The organism is Flavobacterium acetivorans (assembly GCF_020911885.1).
Lineage (GTDB): Bacteria > Bacteroidota > Bacteroidia > Flavobacteriales > Flavobacteriaceae > Flavobacterium > Flavobacterium acetivorans.
In genome coordinates this window covers 3,346,229-3,370,774 of the sequence record NZ_CP087132.1, presented here as the reverse complement: position 1 = coordinate 3,370,774, position 24,546 = coordinate 3,346,229, and the positions used below count along the sequence as shown (strand labels likewise).

At 34.8% G+C, this 24,546-nt stretch carries 21 protein-coding genes and 1 pseudogene; 4 read left to right on the top strand and 18 right to left on the bottom strand.

The window, feature by feature from the left end; translation table 11 throughout:
- Positions 1-55: 55 nt before the first annotated feature.
- The 3 genes from LNP19_RS14615 to LNP19_RS14605 all read right to left on the bottom strand — a co-directional run bounded on the left by LNP19_RS14615 (position 56) and on the right by LNP19_RS14605 (position 3,999).
- Positions 56-1,309 (bottom strand): dihydroorotase, encoded by a 1,254-nt coding sequence (locus LNP19_RS14615; protein ID WP_230062631.1) that lies wholly within the window; start codon positions 1,307-1,309, stop codon positions 56-58.
- A 13-nt stretch (positions 1,310-1,322) separates the two neighbouring features.
- Positions 1,323-3,251 carry a vWA domain-containing protein gene (locus tag LNP19_RS14610; protein WP_230062630.1) on the bottom strand — a complete coding sequence of 643 codons (1,929 nt, stop codon included), beginning with the start codon at positions 3,249-3,251 and terminating at the stop codon, positions 1,323-1,325.
- Between the two features lie 280 nt (positions 3,252-3,531).
- Positions 3,532-3,999 carry a DUF4488 domain-containing protein gene (locus LNP19_RS14605; protein WP_230062629.1) on the bottom strand — a complete coding sequence of 156 codons (468 nt, stop codon included), beginning with the start codon at positions 3,997-3,999 and terminating at the stop codon, positions 3,532-3,534.
- Between the two features lie 139 nt (positions 4,000-4,138).
- Here LNP19_RS14605 and LNP19_RS14600 point away from each other — a divergent pair, with 139 nt between their 5' ends.
- Positions 4,139-5,233 carry a lactonase family protein gene (locus LNP19_RS14600; protein WP_230062628.1) on the top strand — a complete coding sequence of 365 codons (1,095 nt, stop codon included), beginning with the start codon at positions 4,139-4,141 and terminating at the stop codon, positions 5,231-5,233.
- A gap of 71 nt (positions 5,234-5,304) precedes the next feature.
- On the opposite strand, the gene LNP19_RS14595 is transcribed toward LNP19_RS14600, so the two are convergent.
- From LNP19_RS14595 to LNP19_RS14560, 8 genes are all read right to left on the bottom strand, one after another.
- A complete protein-coding gene (locus LNP19_RS14595; RefSeq protein ID WP_230062627.1) occupies positions 5,305-6,657 on the bottom strand; it encodes a DEAD/DEAH box helicase in 1,353 nt (450 codons plus the stop codon).
- A gap of 80 nt (positions 6,658-6,737) precedes the next feature.
- Entirely contained in the window at positions 6,738-8,003 is a 1,266-nt protein-coding gene (locus LNP19_RS14590; RefSeq protein WP_230062626.1) for a YaiO family outer membrane beta-barrel protein, read from the bottom strand.
- On the bottom strand, positions 8,000-10,429 hold the full coding sequence (locus tag LNP19_RS14585; protein ID WP_230062625.1) for a sulfatase-like hydrolase/transferase: 2,430 nt from the start codon (positions 10,427-10,429) through the stop codon (positions 8,000-8,002). Before LNP19_RS14585 ends, LNP19_RS14590 begins: the two co-directional genes overlap by 4 nt.
- 10 nt (positions 10,430-10,439) lie before the next feature.
- Positions 10,440-11,870, bottom strand: coding sequence for a glycosyltransferase family 2 protein (locus LNP19_RS14580; RefSeq protein ID WP_230062624.1), 1,431 nt, complete (start codon positions 11,868-11,870; stop codon positions 10,440-10,442).
- 22 nt (positions 11,871-11,892) lie between these two features.
- Positions 11,893-12,999 (bottom strand): HEAT repeat domain-containing protein, encoded by a 1,107-nt coding sequence (locus LNP19_RS14575; RefSeq protein WP_230062623.1) that lies wholly within the window; start codon positions 12,997-12,999, stop codon positions 11,893-11,895.
- A gap of 20 nt (positions 13,000-13,019) precedes the next feature.
- Positions 13,020-13,388 (bottom strand): response regulator transcription factor, encoded by a 369-nt coding sequence (locus LNP19_RS14570; protein ID WP_230062622.1) that lies wholly within the window; start codon positions 13,386-13,388, stop codon positions 13,020-13,022.
- A 271-nt stretch (positions 13,389-13,659) separates the two neighbouring features.
- Positions 13,660-14,424: a TIGR02757 family protein gene (locus LNP19_RS14565; protein ID WP_230062621.1), complete on the bottom strand. Its 765-nt coding sequence runs from the start codon at positions 14,422-14,424 to the stop codon at positions 13,660-13,662.
- 16 nt (positions 14,425-14,440) lie between these two features.
- Entirely contained in the window at positions 14,441-15,106 is a 666-nt protein-coding gene (locus LNP19_RS14560) for an ABC transporter ATP-binding protein (RefSeq protein WP_230062620.1), read from the bottom strand.
- A gap of 201 nt (positions 15,107-15,307) precedes the next feature.
- On the opposite strand from LNP19_RS14560, the gene msrA reads away from it, so the two are divergent.
- Together msrA and LNP19_RS14550 are read left to right on the top strand one after the other, a co-directional pair.
- Positions 15,308-15,856, top strand: coding sequence for a peptide-methionine (S)-S-oxide reductase MsrA (gene msrA / locus LNP19_RS14555; RefSeq protein WP_230062619.1), 549 nt, complete (start codon positions 15,308-15,310; stop codon positions 15,854-15,856).
- Between the two features lie 41 nt (positions 15,857-15,897).
- Positions 15,898-16,209, top strand: coding sequence for a hypothetical protein (locus LNP19_RS14550; RefSeq protein ID WP_230062618.1), 312 nt, complete (start codon positions 15,898-15,900; stop codon positions 16,207-16,209).
- A gap of 13 nt (positions 16,210-16,222) precedes the next feature.
- On the opposite strand, the gene LNP19_RS14545 is transcribed toward LNP19_RS14550, so the two are convergent.
- From LNP19_RS14545 to LNP19_RS14520, 6 genes and pseudogenes are all read right to left on the bottom strand, one after another.
- The gene (locus LNP19_RS14545) at positions 16,223-16,525 is read right to left on the bottom strand and encodes a DUF6787 family protein (RefSeq protein WP_230062617.1); all 303 of its coding nucleotides are present in this window, start codon (positions 16,523-16,525) and stop codon (positions 16,223-16,225) included.
- A gap of 37 nt (positions 16,526-16,562) precedes the next feature.
- Positions 16,563-16,997: a DUF6146 family protein gene (locus tag LNP19_RS14540; RefSeq protein WP_230062616.1), complete on the bottom strand. Its 435-nt coding sequence runs from the start codon at positions 16,995-16,997 to the stop codon at positions 16,563-16,565.
- 127 nt (positions 16,998-17,124) lie between these two features.
- Entirely contained in the window at positions 17,125-17,688 is a 564-nt protein-coding gene (locus LNP19_RS14535; protein WP_230062615.1) for a hypothetical protein, read from the bottom strand.
- Between the two features lie 95 nt (positions 17,689-17,783).
- Positions 17,784-18,734: pseudogene (locus LNP19_RS14530) on the bottom strand (D-2-hydroxyacid dehydrogenase).
- Positions 18,735-18,833: 99 nt separating this feature from the next.
- Complete coding sequence (gene serC, locus LNP19_RS14525; RefSeq protein ID WP_230062614.1) at positions 18,834-19,904, bottom strand: 3-phosphoserine/phosphohydroxythreonine transaminase; 1,071 nt, start codon at positions 19,902-19,904, stop codon at positions 18,834-18,836.
- A gap of 92 nt (positions 19,905-19,996) precedes the next feature.
- Complete coding sequence (locus LNP19_RS14520) at positions 19,997-21,055, bottom strand: acyl-CoA reductase (RefSeq protein ID WP_230062613.1); 1,059 nt, start codon at positions 21,053-21,055, stop codon at positions 19,997-19,999.
- A 136-nt stretch (positions 21,056-21,191) separates the two neighbouring features.
- Here LNP19_RS14520 and LNP19_RS14515 point away from each other — a divergent pair, with 136 nt between their 5' ends.
- Positions 21,192-21,542 carry a 4Fe-4S dicluster domain-containing protein gene (locus LNP19_RS14515; RefSeq protein ID WP_072938200.1) on the top strand — a complete coding sequence of 117 codons (351 nt, stop codon included), beginning with the start codon at positions 21,192-21,194 and terminating at the stop codon, positions 21,540-21,542.
- Positions 21,543-21,623: 81 nt separating this feature from the next.
- Here the strand turns inward: LNP19_RS14515 and LNP19_RS14510 are convergent, their stop codons facing one another.
- Complete coding sequence (locus tag LNP19_RS14510) at positions 21,624-24,290, bottom strand: TonB-dependent receptor (RefSeq protein ID WP_230062612.1); 2,667 nt, start codon at positions 24,288-24,290, stop codon at positions 21,624-21,626.
- Positions 24,291-24,546 lie beyond the last annotated feature (256 nt).

Below are 24,546 nucleotides of genomic sequence, written 5' to 3'. Positions count from 1 at the left end.
GTTGGTAGTCATGCTTTTCATTAGATCAAAATGATAGTATGCTAATTACAATTTTTTAAGCTAAAATTAATTTTTCCTGATTTAAAATCCCGTAAACTTTACCTTTCATTTCCATTCCCAGAAAAGCGGAGTTTTTTGATTTAGAGATAATATTTTCTTTGGTGAAAGTACTTTGTCCTTCAGGATTAAATAGGCTAATGCTTGCTTTCGCACCTTCTTCAATGAGCTCGTTTTTGATTCCAAAAATTGTTTTTCCGGCGGTCAGTTTTTCGATCACTTTTTCTAACGGCAGAACGGTCATCAATGCTCCGTAAGCACTTTCGAGTCCAATTGTACCGTTTTTGGCTAGATCAAATTCCATCTTTTTATGTTCAATATCCATCGGATTGTGGTCAGATGTAATCATGTCGATGGTGTTGTCTACTATTCCTTCGAGTAAAGCTTGTCGGTCTTGCTCTGTTCGCAAAGGCGGTGAAACCTTGAAACGGGTATCAAAGCCTTCTAGTTTTTCATCTGTCATTACCAAATGATGTACCGCTACACTGCAACTAACTTGCAGTCCTTTTGCTTTGGCTTCTTTGATTAATTGTACTGATTTTGCAGTTGAAATAGTAGGGATATGTAATTTGCCTCCAGTATATTCGAGTAAGAATAAATTTCGGGCAATTTGTAATTCTTCGGCTAAATTTGGAATGCCTTTCAATCCCAATCTAGTTGAAACGATACCTTCATTAGCTACTCCATTTCCTTTTATCTTTTCATCTTGTGCAAATGCAATAACTAAACCATCAAAATCCTGCACATATTGCAAGGCAATTTTTAATAAATTAGCGTTGCTTTGACTTTTATTGTAATCTCCAAAAGCCACAGCTCCCACTTTTTTCATGTCATATAATTCAGCCATGTCATTTCCTTCACTGCCTTTTGTCAAAGCTCCTATTGGGAAAAGTTGGGTAGCGCTACCATTTGCTTTATTTTGTACAAAATTTATTTGCGATTGATTGTCAATGATGGGGAAGGAGTTGGGTTGTAAAGCAATAGCTGTAAAACCGCTTTTTGCTGCCACAGTCAAACCATTTTCAATGGTTTCTCTTTCTTCAAAACCTGGCTCGCCAAGAGAAACACTGCTGTCAAACCAGCCTTGAGAGACATGTAAATTATCGAGTTTTATCTCGTCTGCATTTTCTTGGTTCGGTAGAGAAGTACCAATTTTTTCAATAAAACCATCTACAATTAAAATATCTACTGTCTTGTCGTGAAAAGGACTTTTTGGATCGATAATTTTTGCTTCTCGGATGATTAATTTCATATATAAATATTTTTTATTTCAGGAATTTTAAAATTGCTATTTCGATTATCAGAAAGAGCAGTGCAAAGATAACAAACCATTTCCAAATTTGATTGTCTGTTCGCTCGGTTTGTAAAGTATCAAAGACGGTGGCTACAGAATCAATTATTTTATAATCAGAAAGTAGGTTTTCATTGGCAGTAGCCAAATCGCTTTCGGTTCTGCTATAATTAAAACTGATGTTTTCCACGGGCGTTTTTTGATTGTAAATCTCGAAATTTCCCGCTTGGACCGGATAATCATTAAATGTCAATTTTACTTTATTATTCAGGATTTGTTGGATAGGAATAAATTGTTCCGTTGAATTTTTAACAGACAAAATAGCGTCTTTTGACAGTAATACATCAACAAAATAAGGTTTTGAATCGCCTATTGTCAAGACCGTTACCGCATTTTTATGGTTGCTCATTGCCATTTTGTAAAAAGTAGGAACAATCAAAGGAGATTGTTGGAAATTTGAATTTGTGATGTTTATGGGCGCCGAAAAAACATATACAGCCGAAATTGGATTTGGCAAAGAAGTCAAAAACGGCGTTTGATCCTCATTGTATAAAGCGGCCGGATTTGAACCGCTGATTTTAAACGAAGCCTTTGTTTTTGGATATTGGAAATTGGTGATTTTGTTTTCAAAAACAGAAGCAAATAGCGGATGATTGAAATTGATTTTACTAATCAGTTTCTCTGTATTTTCTATGGAATTGAATTGAATGGCTCCAAAATTGGTCAAAAAGGAATTTAGGTTTGCGGCTGTATTTTTCGCCGATGGAATCAGAACGAGATTGCCTCCTTTTTCGACAAAAGATTTCAGTGTGATTTGTAAGGCTTGCGGAATTTCATCAAGCTCGTTCAAAATAATCACATCTTGTTTTTCTAAGCTGTTGTAATCTAATGTACCAATGGATGAATTGCTGAAATTAAACTCGTCAGGAGTATAAATTCGACTTAGGAAATTGCTTTTTTCGGCTTCTCCAATACTAATAACATTGATTTTTTTTGTTTTTGAAATGCTAAAATATAAGGTGTTGTCATATTCTAAACCATTGTCTGTTATGGAAATTGAGCCATGAAAGTCTTGTTTTGGAATCGTAAAAAGAACACTTTTTTTCTTAGTTTCAAAGTTTACCAATGTTTTTGCAATGAGCTTATTTTGGTTGTAAACCGCAATTGGAATAGGTTTAAAATCTTCGCCATAGTTGGACAATTCAACACTGATTTCATAAAAATTGTCCAATGTTTCATGAATAGAAACGCTATCAACGGCAACGTTATTTTTTTGTTCGGCTTTTGGAATTATAAAATAGGGAATGTCATTTTTATCAATGTTTTTGAGCTGTTTTTTGTCAAGACCTACAGCATCAGTAATAACTACAATGTCTTTTTTGAAAGCAGATTTATGCGACTTTACTTTTGCCATCAGCTGATCTAACTGGAACGGTAAAGCACTATATTTAAGGTTTTGTAGCGAATTCTGGATGGATTTTATATCGGTGTTCCAATAAGTTTCAGAATTGGTAATCAAAGAAAAATTGACATTTTCGGGCGTGTTTTCGAGTAATTCCTGAACGGAACGTCTAAGCAATTCTCCTTTTTTTCCTTTGGCTTGCATACTAAAGGAATTGTCCAGAATAATGTACATTTCATTGGTTGCATTGCTATTGTCTTTTGCTTCGAAAAAAGGCTGGGCAAAGGCTAAAATAAGGAATAGCATGAATAATAAGCGAGAAGCCAAAAGCAACCATTTTTTTATTTTAGAACTTTTTCTGGTTTGGACCGAAAGTGCCGAAAGGAATCGAACATTAGTGAAATATTCTTTTTTGAATCGGCGAAATTGAAATAAATGGACCAAAATTGGAACAATCAATAGGAAGAGAAAGTATAGAATTTCGGGATGTTTAAACTGCATTTTTTGGTTGGGTTTTCTTCACCGTATTATATTCTTGGAGAAGTTTATTGAATTCGATTATCCAAAAATACAAATTAGAAAACAGTTGTAAGTTACTATTGTTGATTTTTCTATAAATGGATAAATAAATATATTATATGTTATTTTACCTTAAAGTGATTTTTGAGTAACAGAGGATATTATTGGTATTTCAATTATACAAAGAGGAATAAAATACTTCCTCTTTGTAATTTAATAATGTCTGGATTGGGTTATGAATTCGGTGTTATATGAAATTAGATTAAATACTAGGCATTTCTGCTTTTTCCCATAATTCTTCGATCCAAATATTCATTTTTTGGTTTAATTGATTTTTTTCGAGAAACCACTTAATATAAAGTTTATTATTGCCTTCCATTCTGAAGAGAAGTCTATTTTCTTTTCCTATTAAAACTGAATTTAGTGAGCGTTTGATAGATTCCACGAAGATACTATCTGATTCTACTTTAAATAATCCATCAATAGTAATAACCGTTTTTGATTGCATGACTCTTATATTAGTGAATTTTCCATCTGCTGAGATAATTTTAAGTGTACCCGGCATTGCTGGGCGGAATCCCATTTCTAGCAAGTTAGAGGATCGCTCAGCTTTACACGTCCAAACACCTTCCAATGCTTTAGATTTTTCATTTATTTTTGACTGGGCGTTTGCAAGGAAAAAAGAAGAGATTGCGATAAGAGTTAATACATGAAGAGTCTTTTTTTTCATTTTAAAATTGATTTTTGGTTTATAATATTGGTTCATGGTTAATATGTACGAATATAGTTATTTATGTTAAAATGTAAGTTAAGTTTTAATATAAATGAAAATCATTCTGTATTTTAGCTTTTTTAATAAAAATTTTAACATGAAAAAAATCTTATCCGTTCTCCTTTTAATTTTAGTTTTTTCGAACGTACAAGCCCAAAAAGGCAAACAAAATTTGATTATTGGAACCTATACTAAAGGATGCGAAAGCAAAGGAATCTATGTCTATGATTTTGATGCTGAATCCGGAGATTTCCATTTTAAGAATAGCAGTGAGAATGTGGTGAATCCAAGTTATCTGACGGTTTCAAAGGACAATAAGTTTGTCTATGCTGTAAATGAAGACGGAAACGAAAGCGCGGTAAGTTCTTTTGGATTCAATCCGTCAAGCGGGCAATTGGATTTTATTAATAAGCAAAATTCAATAGGAGCTGATCCTTGCTATATCATTAATGATGATAAAAATGTCATTGTGGCCAATTATTCGGGTGGAAACATCAGCGTTTTTGGAAAAAATAATGACGGCAGTATTGCTCAAGCTAAGCAACTGGTACAGCAACATGCTCAAAACCAAGGGAAGTCACATACACATATGGTGTATTTTTCTCCAGATAAAAAGTATGTTTTGTCTAATAATTTAGGTAATGATAAAGTATATACATACAAATACAATCCAAATTCTGATAGCGAAGTTTTGAAAGTTTCTGACAGTATTTCGGTAAAATCTGGAAGTGGTCCAAGGCATCTTACTTTTAGCAAAGACGGTAAATATGTTTATTTGTTGCAAGAACTGGATGGTAGTTTAACTGTTTTTAGTTATGCCAAAGGGAAATTGACAAAAGTAGATGAAACGACCGTTATCGCTAAAGATTTCAAAGGCGTTATTGGTACAGCCGACATACACATTTCGCCTGACGGTAAATTTTTGTATGCAACTAATCGTGGAACGGCAAATGATATTTCTATTTTTAAAATTGCTAAAAACGGGAAATTGGAATTTAAAGGGCAAACCAGTACTTTAGGCAAAGGACCTCGTAATTTTGCGATTGATCCTAGCGGGAACTTCCTTTTGGTAGCCCATCAATATACAAACGATGTTATTATTTTTAAGCGTAATAAAACTACAGGAGCGATTACCGATACGGGTAAAAGAATTGCTTTGTGCGCACCGGTTTGTCTGGTTTTTGGAAAGTAGAAAAAGTGTTCAGTGTTCAGTTTTTCAGTATTCAGTTATTAACTGATCACTGAAAAACTAACCAATGCCAACTATTTGTTCTTGTCTTTCCTTTTCTTGTCTCTCGTCTTTAACATGTTACGATTGACTGATCCGTGTGTTTTTTTCTTGGTTACACCAGGTCCGCCCAAATTGACTTTTTTATTCTTCTTACTTTTCTCTTGAAAAGCTCCATCACCATCGAGTTTTTGTTTTTTCATTAAAAACTTAATGGGTTGACGGTCTTTTTCCGGCTCAATCAATTTCAATGAAATTTCAACTGTTTCGGGGAAAGGCTCGGCATTTAATTCCATATTCATCAATACCTCGACTTCGACTTTAAATTCTTCTTCGCGAGGCGCAATAAAACTGATAGCAGTACCCGTTGCATCTGCACGACCGGTTCTACCAATACGGTGCATATATAATTCAGGCATTTCGGGCATTTCAAAGTTAATTACGTGAGTAATATTTGAAATATCCAATCCTCTAGCCATAATATCAGTAGTAATCAGACCGCGAAGATTTCCTTCTTGAAATTCAGCCATCGTACTTAAACGGTAATTTTGCGATTTATTAGAGTGGATTACTCCAAATTGGCCTTCAAAATCCTCTTCGATTCGAACATGAAGCATATCTGAAATTTTCTTGTTATTTACAAAAACCAAAACACGACTCATGTCTTCGTTTGTTTCTAATAAGTGTTTTAACAGATTTACTTTGGTGTTGAAATTGGGAACATTATAGGTAATTTGTTTGATGTTTTCCAAAGGTGTGCCTGACGCAGAAAGCGTAACCTCTTCAGGATAATCAAAATAGTCATTCAAAATACCATCTACTTCATCAGTCATGGTTGCCGAAAATAAGATGTTCTGACGTTTTTTTGGCATCATAGCCAAAATAGCCGTCAACTGGGTACGGAAACCTAAATTCAACATTTCGTCAAATTCATCGATTACCAGTTTTTGCATTTCTTCAAAACGAATCACATTGTCTAAGGTCAAATCCATGATTCTTCCCGGTGTTCCTACCAGTATATCACAACCTTGATAAACGGTTGTTTTTTGGGTATTGATATTTACACCACCAAAAATTCCGATGGTTCTAACAGACATGTATTTAGTCAGTTTTTCTACTTCTTCTACCACTTGAACCACAAGTTCGCGAGTAGGGACTAGGATTACTATTTTTGGAGTATGTCCGGGAGTAAATTTATATAATTTTAATAAGGGTAATAAGTAGGCAAATGTTTTACCGGTTCCGGTTTGTGCAATTCCCATCATATCGCGACCAGACATTATTACAGAAAAAGTTTTTTCCTGAATAGGAGTTGGGGAAGTAAATCCTAAATCGTCAATTGCTTTTTGGACTGATTTTGGAAGATTTAATTGCTCGAAAGTGGTCATAAAACGTATATTTTTTGCAAAGATAGTCTTTTTGAAAGTAATGATTGATTTTCATTTTTAAAGGGTGCTTTTCATTGATGCTATTTGAATTTTAAATCCCAAGATAAACTCAGGGAATAAATCCAAAAATAGTTCCCAGGATCAAAGCTGATTTCCTGATGGGCAACATCAAATTGCGCACCCCAAGCATTTTTATTTTTAGCGGTGGTAAAATAATAGCCAATATTAAAACGCTGTGTTTTTAGGTTTATGATTTCGGCATCTGCGGTGTCAAATTTAAATTGATTTATTTCCGGAGAAACTCCCATGCTATAGCCAAAACTTATATAATTTTCAGCATTAGAGCGGTATTTTCGGTAATTTAAGGCCGCTGATGTGCTTGTTCCTCCATCGCCGGGAGTAAAGTAAGGGCGAATGGACCAGTAACTATTTCCGGTGTACCAACCCAATGCTCCAGTATAGATATTGGTGGTACTGCTGTATTTTAAAGTTCGGAAACCAAGGGAAACCTCTAAGCTGTGCGGTAAAGATTTGTATAGCTCAGCGCCGTATCTAATATCGGGGAAAAGAAAAGTATTTGCTAAACCTAAATTTAGGTAAGCATATAAACCTTTGGTAATTTTAGGATATAAATCGACTTCAAACTGAGCTCCATTTTCATTAAATCGTCTGCTTAAATTCACTTTCCCAATAATACTTCCATATTTTGTGAGTCGGCTTAGTTTAAGCGTATGGTATTGCATAGGATCAAAAACTTTTGAATAGACATCCACACTCGATTTTATGCCGAAGGAGTTGTTTCTTAGCCCTTGATCCAAGCTGATTTTATAGTCTTGGGCTTTTTGATCTTCTGGGTTTTTGTCTAAGACGGCTTGAATTGTACTTAAAGCATCCAAAGGATTGTTTGTGTTTTCTTGGGCAGTTGCTTTAACGTATAATAGTTCCGGATCTTCCGGGAAAATTTTCAATGCCTGAGAGGTCATTTCGATTGCAATATAAGGTTTGTCAGCCCATATTTCATTTTTAATGGCAGCTATCCAAGTGCTTTTTCTTTGGGAATCTTTGTCTAAAATTGATTTGAATTCTTTTTGGGCTTTTTTATAATCCGCATCCCAAGAATAGGTTGTGGCCAAAAATTCTCGAATATCATGATAATCGGGATATTTGGTTAAAATATGGGATAAGGTATCTTGTGCCTGCTTGCGTTGTTGATTGAAAGCCAGTTTGCGAGCGGTTTCAAATGAAGCGTCTGGATCGCCATTGTATTTGTTTTCTTGGCCATAGATTTGGAAAACCATTGCGAAGCAAAGCAAAAATGGTAGTTGAACTATTTTTTTGAATATCATTTTACAAAGGTTTTTTTAATATTAACAAATTGTTTTTCTGTAGGATGGTTTTTTATGAGACTGTCAATTACTTTATTGGCCAATGTAAGCTTATTGGTTCGGTTGTATGCTTGCGCCAGTTTAACTCCTAATTCGGGTGTATCGACTTTATTTTTCAGTCCTTTTTTGGCTATCAAAATTCCTTTTGTATCTTGATCTGTCCACCAATATAAATCCATTAAAGCAAGGTAGCTATCGTTGTAATAAGGCGTTCTTTTGACTACTTCGAGTAATTCAGTTTCTGCTTTGGAGTAGTTTTTATCCCAAGCTAAGGTTCGTCCTTTTAAAGTTCTTACATCGGCATAATTAGGAAATTCATTCAAAATATAGTTACATAGTAATCTGGCTTTGTCTCGTTCTTTGTTGAAAGCAAAGTCACGAGCAAGAAAAAATATCTCATCATAGTTTAAGCCTTTGGTTAATTTTTTGATTGTTGCAAGATCTTCTTTAGAGAATTCAAAAGCGGGTTTAGTGTAAATATTAATAGCATTCGGGATGATTTTGTTTTTTTGTGTCAGATAGGCATTTAGTCTTTTAGCCTCATTTAGCGTATCAGCCATGGCTTTCAATAGTACTTTGTCATTGACTTTTGCCAGGTCAAAATTTTCGTTTATTTTGAATAAATCGCCATTAGAATACAAATAGTCTTTGTAAATCAGTTCATCAATACTTCCTTTATTTTGCATAATAGGGATTTTGTGAATGTTCCTGAATTTCTGAACAGTGTCTAAACCGGAACTCATCCAAGTCGTTTTTTCCATTTTGTTCATCGTGTAATTATTCATTAAAAATGAAAGCAAACTTGGGGTTATATCCCAATGGGAAGAAACGGATTTGAAAGATTGCGGTTTTTTCAACAAAGGGCTGTAAATATACAACGGAACGTGAAAGCGGCATAATTTATCTTTTTGGGCAATAGGTATTAGCCTGTGATCGCCGGTAATTACAAAAATAGTATTTTGGAATTCAGGCCTTTTCGAATAGGACTCAATGAAATTTTTGATAGAATTATCAGTGTATAACAGGCAAGCAAATATGTCCTTATAAGTATTGACCTCTGATTTTGACATCTCAAGTGTTCTATTCGAATTAATAATCTTGTCCACTTTTTTAAGATACTCCTTTTTTGAAGGAAAATCAAAAGGTTCGTGGTTAGTCAGTGTCATGATAACATCGAGGCGAGGAAGTTTTTTTGAATCTAATTCGCTAAGTGTTTTTTTGAAGATTTCATCATCTGGATAGCCCCAAGAAAAACCACCCGAGTTTTCTTTGGTTTTAACATAACCAGGACCAAATTTATTTACGTCTATCACATTCTCGATACCGTTGTATTCAAGGAAATTTATTTTTCGGTCAAAACTGGATTCGTCTCCGCAATAAAAAGAGGTAGTATAGTCATTGGCTTTTAAAATACTGACAAGAGAAATATGTGAAGGAAGCGGATTCATTTCCAGAAAACCTTTCTCACCATAAGGCAATGACCCCAATATAGAAGGCAATGCGCCAAAAGTTCGACCCGCATTACTGACAAAGTTTTCCCAATACAATGATTTTGGAATTAAAGAATCCAGATAAGGTGTAAAACCCCGATATTCATTTTTTCCAATGAACTCAGCGCCTAATCCTTCTACGATAATCATCACTATATTTGGTTTCTCTTCTTTAATTTCAAAAAATGGAGCTAATACATCAGGCGAAGCATTAAAGGATTGAACCAAAGGATATTCTTTTTTATAGAACAAATCGGCCGCAGTAAATGCATTTTTATCCGATTGAAATCGGATGATATCTGTAGTAAAAAAAGACAGTTTGTTTTGATAACTGGAATCGGAAACTTCGGGTGTCCAATATTTGAAACCGCCAAAGAGTAGCATAAAAACAGTTGAAAATGCATAGATCGTATTTGGATTAGCATATTTAACCAAAAGATTATTAATACCTAGAAATAGAAGAGGAAAAACAACAAATGGAAAGAAATAAAGGTAGGAGAGCGATTCAGATGCTGTCACGGTAGTGTACATATCATCGACAGAATAGCCCAGAATATCTGCGCCCAGATTTACCAGAGTGGTAAGGTTGTATTTGACCAAGGCAAATTGCCCTATAACTAATATAGAAAACAGGATTTTAATTGCAGTTACACTCCATGGTTTTCTTAGGAAATAAAAGCCAATGTATATCGGATAAAACAGCAGTCCAATGAACAATGCTGTTCCAAAATCATTAAGTAATTTATAGGACAGGCTTGTGATTAAATCTGGAAAGTGTATTCCGCTGCTTGCTTTGCTGTATATTTCAAAAATACTCAGAGACCAAAATGTCAATAGTAAGGAAAGGGTTAAGTAAAGATGAGGGAAAGAGTTTTTTAATAGAAGTTTAATCTTCATATTTTGACTGTTATATTTTTATTTTGGAAATTGAATCATTTGACATCCCTTTTCGAGTCATTTCTCCCCATTTTATTTTCTTGTTAAAATAGTAATCGAAGTTACCTTTAAGAGCTGCATATACAATAAATGGATGATTCGTAAAAGGCTCTAGGAAGGCTGTCATAATTAATCGAATGCCAATCCCTTTTTTCTTGTATTGATGATACGTGAGCTCTTCAGTAATAATAGTGATAATGGAGAACATTACTGTAAATAAGTAACACAAAAGAATGAATGCAATGGCATAATCCCATTTGATGTTGTTATTAATCAAAAGAAATAAGAAATAGAATATTCCCAGAACTTCGATTATGGGAGCGAGTCTTTCGTATATTAACCAGTAAGGGTAACTAATCATTCCCAAAGTATTGTATTTCCTATTGAACCCTATTTTTCGATGCTTTTTTAAGGTCTCAATCGTTCCTCTGGTCCATCGGTTTCTTTGCGAAATGAATATTTTATAACTGTCCGGAGCTTCTGTCCAGCAAAGCGGATCCGGTATATAAGCCACTTTGTATTTTATTTTTTGCTCTTCCATATGTCTTCTCATTCTTACGATGATTTCCATATCTTCCCCAACGGTTTTGGTATCATAACCGCCAACTTCAATCGCTATTTTTTTATCGAATAAACCAAAGGCACCCGAAATAACCAATAAACCATTAAGTTTACTCCAAGCCATTCTTCCTAGCAGAAAAGCTCTTAGGTATTCTAAAATTTGTCCTCTTACAATTAAGTTTCTCGGCAGATTAATATCCAGTAATTTTCCGTCTTTGATGACGCAGGAATTAGCAATACGAATAACACCACCAGCGGCAATTACTTTAGAATCGGTGCTTTCCAAAAATGGTTTAACCATCTTTTGCAATGCATCCTCCAGTAATAAACAATCGACGTCAATACAAGCAACATACTTATTTGGACTGATGTTTAGTCCCATGTTTAAAGCGTCTGCTTTTCCACCATTCTCTTTGTCTACCACAACTAATTTTTCAAAAGCAGGATTGGTTGATTTAAAAACGCCTGCTCTCAGTGGTTTTGTTGGAATTTGGTCGTTAATAAGATATTCAACCCTAACCAGATCATAAGCTTTTATGAGTTTTTCAAGGCTGTCATCTTTACTTCCGTCGTTTACTATGATTACATCGTAGTTGACATAATGATTGGACAATAAGGAACGCACATTTTCAACAATATTTAAGGTTTCATTATAGGCCGGGGCAATAATTGAAACAGAGGGAGAAATAGACGATGACAGTATTTCTTTGTAATTTACAAAGCTGTTTTTCTTCATATAATCTACTGTTTCAAATGCAGAGATTATTGCTAATATGATATAGGATACTATTGCCGTAAATGAAAATCCAAAAAATAAGTATTGAATTAGATCTGTTATCATTTGAATTGCGTTATAGTTGTAGTTAGCTGGCTTTGATTAAGTCAGTGTTTTCAGTAGCTTCTTTTTCGGATGCGATTATTTTGAAAGGATTTGGCTTTTTGATTTCAATTGCTTTCACGATTTTTATTGCTGAGACTCTGATGTCAAAATTTACATGATTCATAAAGGGTATAAAGAATTCTTCATCATTGGCTTCATGCATGTTTTCCATCATTTTAAAAAAAGCAATTTGTTCGTCAAGGCTCAGTTGATCAAAATTATTCTTCAAAACAGGAACCGCTTCAATAACGCCCATATGGGACAAGACGTCAATGGCTTCAATTCTCATTTCTTTATCAGGATGATTTAGAAGGCTTATAATGGCATCTTTGGCTTCAAATTGATTGTATATTTTTGCCAGTTTCAAAGCAAAAATGGCAACGGAATCATTTGAGGAATTTAACCAGTTTGTTATATCCGGAATCTCTTGGTCATCAAATTTTTGAAGAATTTCTAACAATTGAATTTGATCCCATTCAGACAAAGGAGTGGTTAAAACATTTAAAAAATCAAGACCTTCAAAATGGAATAATTTGACTAAATACATTTGTATTTCCTTTCGAACTTCTCTTTTAGGATGATTTATCAGCTGAATAATCTGGTCATGGACTTCTTTAATCTCAAATTGTGTCAGCTCATTTATCGCCCTTGCTACCACATTCCATTTTTTATGTTTCAACTTGGAAGAAGCTGAGTTCATAATTTCGGTTTGATAATAAAGTCTTTGAATAGCATCTGCCGTTTCACCCGAAATTTCATTTCGTAACTTCAATAAAGTCGTAATGATAAGTTTCCTTTTCAACCTATTTGTAGCACATTTTTTGAAATAGGTAACAATTTGTTGTTGTTCAACACTGATTTCGTTGTCTTCATTGCCAGAATACAAATACTCTATCAAATCTGATTCATATTTTTTTTGGTAGACTTTCTGGATTCTTTCTTTGGTTCTTAGTCTTGATCTTGAGTGTTTTAAATAAAGGATCAAGCTACTTATTATAAGGGTCAAAGTAGTAATCAAAGCCCATAGCAATTGAATAACTTCGGGTGCGTTTTTAAGATAGTCAACAATATTTTGATATAGGTTTACCATAATTTGCTAAACTTAGTTTTCTATTGTAATAATCTTTTAATTCGGATAATTAATTCGTTTGGACTAAATGGTTTGGCCATGAAATCAGTGGCACCAAGATTAAAAGCATTGAGAACCATTTCCTCCTGACCTGCAGATGAGAAAACAATAACAGGGGTTATAAGGTCCAGTTTGTTTCTTACATGACTGATTATTTCCAAACCGCTGACAAAAGGCATCATGACATCAGTGAGAATAATTTCGGGTTTTTGTTGCTCAATTATTTCTATGGCTTCTTTACCGTTTTCTGCAATAAAAAGGTTGTATCCGGCCTTTTCTAATTTGAATTTTAGCAATAATGAGAGTATTGAATTGTCTTCTGCTAAAAGTATTTTTTTAGATTCACTCATTTTTGTACTTTTTAAATTGTGGTATTAATTTTAAATAGTTGGGATATTGTTATTTAATATTTTAATTCAAATAATTAGACAATCAAATTTAGTCAAATTTTTATTATAAAGCCGATAAAAGGCAAAAAACATCGATAAAAAGCATTTATTGTTTGATTTGTAATACAATATTTACGCTAAATCCTTAGTTCTGATGTTGTGAGACTTCTTTTGTATTAATGATACAAAATCTGGTGGATCTAAAGTTTAGAAGGTTGCTTTTTTGATAGAATTAAAAACCTTCAAAAACACCTAATCCAAATAAAGCAAAATCATATTTGGCCGGATCTTTTGGGTCTAATTTTCGAAGTTGTGCATCCAGTTCGGCAAGTGCTTTTGCATCATTTTGTTTTCGGGATAACAAGCCCAGTTTTCGGGCTACATTTCCTGAATGTACATCAAGCGGACAGGATAAGGCAGCAGGAGAAATCGTTTTCCATATCCCTAAGTCAACGCCTTTGTTGTCTTGGCGCACCATCCATCTTAAAAACATATTGATTCTTTTTGCAGCCGAATTGTTCATGGGATCCGAAACGTGCTTTTGCGTGCGGTAGTGATGCGGAATTTCAAAGAAAACTTTTTTGAATTCCGAAATGCTTTTTTGTAATGATTCCGGTTCTTGGTTTTTTGAATAGACGCTTTCTAAACCATTGTGGTTTTGGTAAATATTCTTTAAACTTTGAATAAAAAAGCTGAGGTCTTGTGCGTTAAAAGTGCGATGAACAAAGCTATCCAATCGCTCTAAATCAGATGGAGTATGCGACATCACAAAATCATAAGGCGTGTTACCCATCAAATCCATCATCCGATGCGAATTTTTTATAATCATTTTACGATTGCCCCAAGCAATAGTGGCACTCAAAAATCCAGCAATTTCTATGTCTTCTTTTTGAGAAAAGAGATGGGGAATTTGCACAGGATCACTATCAATGAAATCCAGCGTATTGTATTGAATGAATTTTTCGTCAAGAAAGTCTTTGAGTTCTAACTTTGTCATTGTATTTGAAAACGGATTATTGGCTACTAATTTGTCCGTCAACCATAACTAATTTACGATCAGCCATATTGGCCAATTCATCATTATGAGTAACAATTACAAAGGTTTGACCTAATTCGTCTCTTAGTTTGAAGAATAATTGATGTAAGTTTTCGGCTGAGGTAGTATCCAGGTTTCCAGATGGTTCGTCAGCAAAAATGATTGCAGGTTTGTTGATTAAGGCTCTTGCAACCGCTACGCGTTGTTGTTCTCCTCCCGAAAGGGCATGAGGTTTATGGTCCATTCGATGGGAAAGCCCCAGATAAGTCAATAATTTTTTGGCTTCTGTTTCGGTTTCTTTTTTAGATTTATTGGCGATGAAAGCGGGAATACAAACATTCTCTAGCGCTGTAAATTCAGGTAATAATTGATGAAACTGGAAGATAAAACCTAAATTCAAATTTCTGAATTTGGATAAAGTTTTGTCGTTCATGTTCAAAATGTCTTCGTCATTGATACGCAATTCGATTCCATTTTCGACAGTGGGTTTGTCCAAAGTTCCTAAAATTTGTAAAAGAGTGGTTTTTCCTGCTCCCGAAGCTCCTACAATTGAGACAATTTCTCCTTTTTTAATATGCAAATCCACGCCTTTCAATACATGAAGTTGATCGTAGAATTTATGTAAATTTTTGGCTTCTATCATTTTGAAATTGTTTGCACAAAGAAACAAAGATTTTGATGATTATTGGAATAATTTTCAAAAGCCAAATTATAAATTTTAGTTAACAAAAAAGGCTCGGGTTTATTTAATAGACTAAATTTGATAGATTGTTTGTAAAGAGATTTAGAATTGCATTGGAAAAACTTTTCTTTTGATACCGATTAAAAATTAAAAACCAATAAAATGAATAAACAGGGAGAAATGGAAATATCCACATTTGCCGGAGGCTGTTTTTGGTGTACCGAAGCCGTTTTTTTAGAACTAAAAGGAGTAGAAAGTGTGGTTTCGGGCTATACAGGCGGAAAAACGGCAAATCCTACTTACAAGGAAATATGCAATGGAGATACGGGGCATGCAGAGGCGATTCAGATTAGTTTTAATCCAAATGAAATTTCTTTTGGGGAATTGCTTGAAATATTTTTTGCAACCCACGATCCTACAACCTTAAATAGACAAGGGAACGATGTGGGTATGCAATATCGAAGTGAAATTTTTTACCACAATGAGGATCAAAAAGAAATTTCCGAGAGTTATATTGAACTATTGACTCAAGAAAATACATTTGGCAAGCCTATTGTAACTAGAATTTCGCCGGCAACGTTATTTTATCCAGCCGAAGATTACCATCAAAATTATTACAATCAGCATCAAGAACAGGGTTATTGTAGTTATATCATTACACCAAAAATTGAAAAATTAAAAAAAGTGTACAAGGATAAGCTTAAGAAATAAAAGATCATTAGGATTTGTTAAATCAGTATAGAGTAAAACAAATGAAAGAAGAACTGGAAATTGAAACTGTTTCGGAACTAAAAAAGGATAAAACCAAAAAGCTACTTTTTGGACTGCTTTTTGACGCAATCGGGATGCTGTCTTTTACGATTCCTTTTGTTGGTGAATTTTCGGATGTCGTTTGGGCTCCCATTGCGGGATTTTTGATGACCAGAATGTATCGGGGTAGCGTAGGTAAAATAGCTGGAGTTTTAACTTTTGTTGAAGAAATAATTCCATTTACGGACGTGATTCCTTCTTTTACCTTGACTTGGATGTACACCTATTGGATCAAAAACAAAAACGCCCAATAATCGAGGCGTTTTTTTATTCTTTGAAGAGAAATCCCAGTCCCATTCGTTTCAACATCTTTTTTTCGAATGCCCAAAAGAAGGTAAATTGCCCAAAAAGAAAACCAAATAGAACTAAAAGCACTTGGTATATTGGGAAAATTAGAAGTAATCTGACTGGAGTAAACCAAAAATTCAAGTCTTCGCTGGTGATTCCTAACCAAAGACAGAAAGGTTTAGATAACCAGGCTGAAGTAGAGCCAGTAATGGCAAAAACGATAAATATGATTGTAAGCTGAAAGTTGGATTCAATTCCCCAACGTTTTTTTAATTTCTCCATCTTTATTTGCAATGCAATGACCGCAAAGATAGTAAGATTATCTTAGGGGAACATGACCAAATAATTTTTGTCGGTAGGTATTTTGGAAATAAACCAAGTAATTGTAAATTAAATAATTTACCTCATAACCATAATTGATAGTAGGGTCATAATTAATGGTCATTTCATAGAGGTTGGGATTGTATCTGAAAGGTTGGGCAACACGGCTGTTCCATTCACTAATCCACAATTGGTTTTTGTTTTCTAAATAGGATTGGGAATAATAGTTTCTAGGCATTGCTGTAGAAGCAAGCCAAGAGCTGAATCCTGGATCAATGATAATAACTTCATATTCGAGTTCCTCATTGGCAATCCTAACGGTATCATTTTTAGTGCCTGTTGGTTTTTGTTTCTTCACCATAGTCGATTTGGAACTGGTGCAACCAATGAGTACACAAAAAATAATTGCTATAATGTAAAGGCTATTTTTCATGATATTTGAAAATAATGTGGAGTATAAATTTACGAAAATAAATAGTCTGTTGTTAGGGGTTTATATAAAAAAGGTCATTTCCTCTAATAGTGAAATGACCTTTTTTTATATAAATGTTTTAGTGTTGTTATTTTCCGAAAAGTTTTGAAAACAGGCCTCCTAAACCTCCGCTGTTTTTTGTTACGGCACTCATTGCATCGCTGAGGTCTACTTTTCCGTCTGCATTTTGATCTAGACCCAATTGTCCTCCATATTTTGAAATAGCGTCCATGATGGATGAATTTTGGGCACCTTCTCCAGAAATAGCATTTATCAAATCTGAAATCTGAAAACTAGAGTCATTAGTGTCTTTGGCTTTGCCAACCAAGGAACCTAAAATTTGAGGAATCATACCACCCGCTACGCCTGAAGCGGTATCGTTACTCAAGTTGAATTTATCGCTCAAAGTTCCTGTTAGTTGTTCCGAGAGTTTTTGAACAACAGGATTTGAGCTGTCTAGATTCGTATTGCCTTGAAATAATCCGGCAAGTTGATCGATGCCTCCATCTGAAGCAATTTGTTGTAAACCAGAAATAATCGAACTACTTGCTTCGTTTATTACTGCTTCATTCTGATCATTTGGAATCGCATCGTTTTTTACAACGGCTTCATTTCCAAATTGCTGTGCTAACTGAGTCAATTGTTCAAACATTTGATTTTTATTTAGATTAGAAATCAAATTTAATTAAAAAAAGCTTGCTAAGTTGGAATTAATTAGTTTTTAGCAATCATTTAATGTTTTGATAATTAAGGTAGTAAATTGATAATTTGTTGGGCTAGCTCAATGCCAATCCTGTCTTGCGATTCAAGGGTTGCAGCCCCAATATGCGGCGTTAATGAAATTTTCGGGTTCATCAAAATGGTTATTTCTGGTGTGGGTTCATTTTCATAAACGTCTAATCCTGCAAATAATACTTTTCCGCTGTCTAAGGCTGCTACCAATGCTACCTCGTCAAGCGCACTACCGCGAGCACAGTTTACAATTCCTACACCTTCTTTCATTATTGCAAATTCTTTTTCACCTATGATGTAGTTTTTTTGAGTAGGAACATGCAAGCTGATAAAATCAGCTTCTTGTAATAAAGATTCCAAAGATTGTGTTACAATTGTAAATGATACAGTTTGACCGTCAAAAAACGAAAGGCTGATTGTAGCGTTTTCGACTGAGATATCGGTTGCAATAACTTTCATTCCTAAGCCCAAAGCCATTTTTGCAGTAGCTTGACCATTACGGCCTAAGCCAATAATACCAAGTGTTTTTCCTCTCAATTCAATTCCGTTGGAGTATGCTTTTTTCAAACCATTAAAATTGGTATCTCCTTCTAAAGGCATGTTTCTGTTTGAATCATGCAAGAAGCGAATACCTGAAAACAGATGAGCAAATACTAATTCAGCCACAGATTCTGATGAAGCCGCAGGGGTATTAATTACTTGAATTCCTTTGCTTTTAGCATAGTCTACATCAATATTGTCCATACCGGCACCACCACGACCAATTATTTTTAAACTTGGACAGGCATCAATAATATCTTTACGGACTTTGGTAGCACTTCGTACCAAAAGTACGCTGATATCATTTTGATTCACAAAATTAGCCACTTGTTCCTAGGCTACTTTTGTGGTGATAACTTCAAATCCTTCTTTTTCTAAAGCAAGAATTCCGCTTTTAGAAATACCGTCATTAGCTAATACTTTCATTTGTTTTTGGCTTAAAAAGACCGCTAGTCCCCAATGGAGACTAGTAGCTTTGTATTTTGATTTTAGTACTATTTTAGGGCTGTTTCTTTTGTGAAACTTTTAAACTTTTGATTCCAATGCCTTCATTACATCAACTAGTACCTGAACGCTTTCCAGAGGAAGGGCGTTGTACATCGAAGCTCTATAGCCACCTACTGAGCGGTGTCCTGATAAGCCCGAAATGCCAGCTTCGGACCACATAGCATCAAAAATAGGGGTATGCGCTTCATTATGCAATAAAAAAGTCACATTCATAGTAGAGCGGTCTTCGGCTACGGCTGACCCTTTGAATAATGGATTTCGGTCAATTTCAGCATAAAGCAAGGCGGCCTTGGCATTGTTTAACTTTTCAATTGCTGCAATTCCTCCCAATTTTTTTAACCATTGTAAGGTCAATAGTGAGCCATAAATAGGGAAAACCGGAGGGGTATTGTACATACTCTCGGCTTTAATATGTTTTTCATAATCCAGCATACTTGGAATTGTTCTGCCTGTTTTTCCCAGAACTTCTTCTTTGATAACAACTAGAGTGGTACCAGCGGGACCCATGTTTTTTTGAGCACCGGCATAAATAATGTCAAATTTAGAAAAATCTAAAGTTCTTGAGAAAATATCAGAACTCATATCGCAAACCAATGGAATGTCCACTGAAGGAAATTCCTTCATTTGGGTACCAAAGATCGTATTGTTAGAAGTACAATGGAAATAATCGGCATCTGCAGGTATGCTGTATCCTTTTGGTATATAATTGTAATTTTTGTCTTTTGAAGAAGCGACAACCACTGTTTCTCCAAAGATTTTAGCTTCTTTGATAGCGCCACTCGCCCAGGTTCCTGTGTCAAGATAAGCGGCTTTTCCGTTTTCTTTCATTAAATTGTAAGGAATCATCAAGAATTCTAAACTGGCTCCTCCTGAAAGAAATAGGGCTTTGTATCCTTTGCCTTCCAACCCCAATAATTCGATTACCAATGCTCTTGCTTCTTCTATAACGGCAACAAAATCATCGCTTCGGTGTGAAATCTCCAAAAGAGATAAACCAGAATTATTAAAATTTAAAATGGCTTGAGCTGATTTTTCAAAAACTTCTTGTGGTAAAATGCAAGGTCCTGCGCTGTAGTTGTGTTTTTTCATGGTGTAGTTAAGGTCCAAAAGTTAAAATGCAAATTTCGGGAATTACGACTTTAAAAGGGGAAATAAAAAGAAAATAATTAAAGCTCTTTTGTTTATATTGTTAACAAAAACGATATCGTATCGATGTTATCTGCATAATCCCATAATTTAGGATTTTGGGTTTGTCCAAAATCAACACTATTGTCTATTAAACCAGCACTTACGATACATTGAATCTGTTCTTTTTCCGTTTGTAATCGGTTTTGTATGTCTTCTATGTTTTCATAAAACTCATAAAAAACACTCGAAATAGGAGAGGCGTGACTTTTATCTTCTTTAATGGTCAAAAAACCATTGTCCAATAGTTTGAAATTGCTCATTAAGAAAACGGCTTTATTGTAGTCGTAATTATTGGCATATTTTTCATAATGAATGACGTCTTGGTATTCAAAAATCGCTTCAAAAAAGGCGTCAAAAGAATATCCTTTTGGTACAAACAATTTAGATACATTGCGACATCCCAAACCAAAATACCTAAAAATGTCTTCGCCCAAAGCTACAAGCTGCTCCTTGGTTTCTTTTCCGTTTAAAACAGCGACAGAGTTTCTACTCTTTCTAATTATCGAAGGTTTCTCTTTGAAATAATATTCAAAATAACGGGCCGTATTATTGCTTCCCGTTGCGATTACGGCGTCAAAATTTTCTAATTTTCCTTCAACAAAAGTTATTTTGCCAGCCAATTCGGGTGTTATGGCGATGATGTATTTGGCTAAAAAAGGCAGTAAATGTTGGTCGTTTGACGATGTTTTTACCATTACGTTATGCCCTGTAATCAAGACAGAGAGGAAATCATGAAAACCTACCAAAGGAATATTTCCTGCTAGTATCAGAGCGATGTTTTTTGGTTGTATTTTTTCTAAATCGTAAGCGGCAAGCCATTGATTCAGATTTTCTTCTGTTAAGGCCGTAGCCCAAGATTGAATCGAGAAATAAACTTGTTCTGGCGTGTACCAACCGTTATGGGACTGGGATAAATTTATTAATTGGATAAAATCTTCAAAAAATAAATCGTTTTGTAAAACATCGGGTCTTTTTATGCTATTATTTTCAGAAAATTGACTTAAAAATTTTCCTAATTCAACAAAAACACTTTTTTTTGTTTCTAATGTCATAATGTTTGCTTATAAAAAGTTTTGATTGTAATTTTGCACAAAAATAAGCTATATTAAGTTATAAGTCAAAGGAGAAAAGATTGTTAGACGGTTTTTATTCTTCGCCCATAATTTTAACCCCTAATTAATAGAAAGAATGGCAATCATAATAACAGACGAATGTATCAATTGTGGCGCTTGTGAGCCAGAGTGCCCAAATACTGCAATATATGAAGGTGCAGACGACTGGAGATATAAAGACGGTACAAAACTAAGCGGAAAAGTAATTTTACCTGATGGTAGCGAAGTGGATGCTGAAGCGGCTCAAACTCCTATCTCAGATGATATTTATTATATTGTTCCTGGAAAATGTACAGAGTGTAAAGGTTTTCATGATGAGCCACAATGTGCGGCAGTTTGTCCTGTTGACTGTTGTATCCCAGATGATAATCACGTAGAAAGCGAAGAAACCTTGTTGAACAGGCAATCGTTTTTACATAACGAATAAATATATTTTTTCATTATATAATTAAAAAAGGCTGTCAAGAAATTAATTTTCTTGACAGCCTTTTTTAATTGGTTTAAGCGCTTAGAAATTAAATCCAAGTCTTGCATAATAGTAAGCTCCACTGAATCCCATTTGAACGGCATCCCAGTAACCACCAGCCTCGGTGTTGCCTTGCTCGTCTTGTTTGTCAGGATAAATGTTAAAAAGGTTATTGCTACCAACGCTCAGCTTTAAGTTTTTGGATAATTTATAACCTAAGGTTAAATCGGTAACAGTTTTTGCGTTGTAAACATCATCTTCATCAGCATAATCTACTAAGACAACTTTGCTGAAATGCGTAAAAGCTAAACCTGCATCAAATTTATTTTTAGAATAATTAAGATTCAAACCAAATTTGCTTTTAGGGGCTGAAGCCAATAAAAAGGCTTTTTCGCGTTTTCCAAAGAAAGTGCCTTCGTCCAGATTTTTGTTTTTTACATTGTCAATTTTCATGTCATTGATATTTCCAACTAGTGTAGCTCCGAATTTTGAATCACCAAATGATTTTTTCCAGGCAAAAACCATGTCTAAACCTGCGGTTCTGGTATCTACACCATTGGTAAAAAATTGTGCTTCCGAAACTCCAATATTTAATGTACTGGCATCAAAATATCCGGTCAGTACAATTCTGTCTTTAACTTTGATGTAATAACCGTCAACCGTAGCGGTGAAATCGCCAAAAGAAGAAGTAAATCCTAAAGAAGCATTAACTGCTTTTTCTTCGTTTAGTTTTTGAATGCCAAAGGCTTTTGTTACCGGGCTGTTATTTGGAGAAAGAATAACTTCTACAGCTCCGCCAGCATTGAAGTTAGTAAAACGTAAATTATAGTAAATTTGTGCCAAGGAAGGAGCTCTAAATCCCGTACTTATGGAACCTCTGAAATTGATGTTTTTGGTAGCTTTCAATCGGGCAGCTAGTTTTCCGTTAAGGGTACTTCCAAAATCGCTGTAATTCTCAAATCGTACGGCTGTACTTACAAGAAAGCTGTCGGTTACGTCAAATTCGGCATCAGTATAAAGGGATAAGTTAGTACGACTTTTGTCTACTTCATTAGCTGGACTGTAACCAGGGAAACCTTGAGAGCCTCCGGGTCTTGATAGAACTGCTGGAGAATCCGGATCGCTAGGATCATAATCAGGATTAGGAATGGTAGGAGCAGATTGATTTGCTGGATCTGTAATAGGGCGTCCGTTAGTGTCATAAGTAGTATAAGAACCTTCTTCACCAGCAAAAATCTCAAATTTTTCCGTACGGAATTCAGCTCCAAAAGCAAGATTCATTCCGTTTAACACCGAGCTATAATTTTTTGAAAAATCAAAATTCATCGTATTTTGACTTAAGCTGTGTCCTCCGGCATCAAATTCTAAAGGAGAAGCTGCTTCTAATGAGGCGTTGATGGTTCCTTTAATAAAATAATGGAAAAGGTTTTTTCCATAAGTATTGCTAATGTCAATTTTCCAGCCACTTGCTGTTTCAGTTCTGAAACCTGCAGCAAGAGAATTGTCAAGAATATTTGAAGTAATTCTAGGTGTATATCCACCTGGGTAAATAGATTCAACTACTCTTTCTCCGCCATTTCTGGTAAAAGCATAGGCATCAGTGTCTCTGTAATTTCTTCCTCCAAAGGCGTAGAACTGGGTTTTGTCAGAAACAGGAATCGCCATGTTTCCAAAAAAGTTGAAACCTTGTATTTCGGCCTCTCCAAATCCTTTTCTAAAGTCATATCCGGGACGCAAGGTTTTGTTTTTGTTTAAATATTCTGCGGTGAAATTAGCAAAACCTCCTTTTTCTCCAAGGGCGACACCATAATTTGCAGCTATTTTTAGAGATCCACCATCAAAATTTTGATTTTTCCCAAATGAATTTCCATTGCCGTTTTTGTCTAAACGATATCCGTCTGTGTTTGCGGTACCAGAAAGAAAATCTCCTTTTGCATTGGTGTTGAATGCTCCATAAGTTATAGAACCAGTTAGTTCGTCTACATTGTCGTTAAGGACAATATTAATTACCCCCGCAATGGCATCAGAGCCATATTGAGCAGCGGCACCATCTCTCAGGATTTCTATTCTTTTAATTGAAGAGGCCGGAATGGCATTTAAATCCGTTCCTGTGTTTCCACGACCACGAGTTCCAAATATGTTGATGAGTGAGGATTGATGTCTTCTTTTTCCGTTAATCAAGACAAGTGTTTGGTCAGGACCTAAACCTCTTAATGAGGCTGGATCTACGTGGTCAGCACCATCCGATCCGGATTGCTTATTGGCATTAAAAGAGGGGGCAACATATTGTAATAATTCATTGATTTCTAATTTTCCGCTTTGTGTAGTAACATCTCTAACGTTGATTACATCTATAGGAACTGCTGAGTTTACAACGGTTCTTTTGGTATTCCTAGAGCCTACAACTTGAATTTCTTTCAGTTCTTGGCCTCCTTCAGGGGATAATACTATGTCTGTTTTGGAATTTAAGGCTAGTTTTTCTACAGTTGTAAAGCCTACGTAGCTAAAAACCAATGTTGCACCTTCTTTGACATTTATTCTATAGGTTCCATTTGAATCCGAGGAAACACCATTTGAAGTTCCTTTTTCTACAATATTAACTCCTGGTAATATTGTGCCAGTGTTGTCTTTTACTAGTCCGGAGATTTCTTTTTGGGCGAAAAGAAAACTTGCATTAAGGAATAGGAACAATAAAGCAATTTTTTTCATAATTAATGGAATTTTGAGTTTGGTTTTTTGGATAGCTAATCAGTTGCAATATATAATTTTTTTTAACAAAATATTAAGATAACTATGTTTTTTTAACATAAATAATTAAAGAAATATTAATATAAAGATTTCTGAAATCTAGGATGTATTAAATGTTATATTTGCAAAAAAAATATACAGATCTATTTTATAGAATAGCGGTAAATGCTATTTGTGAAGATATATTTTAAAATTGTCATGCTTCTATCGTAAAAAC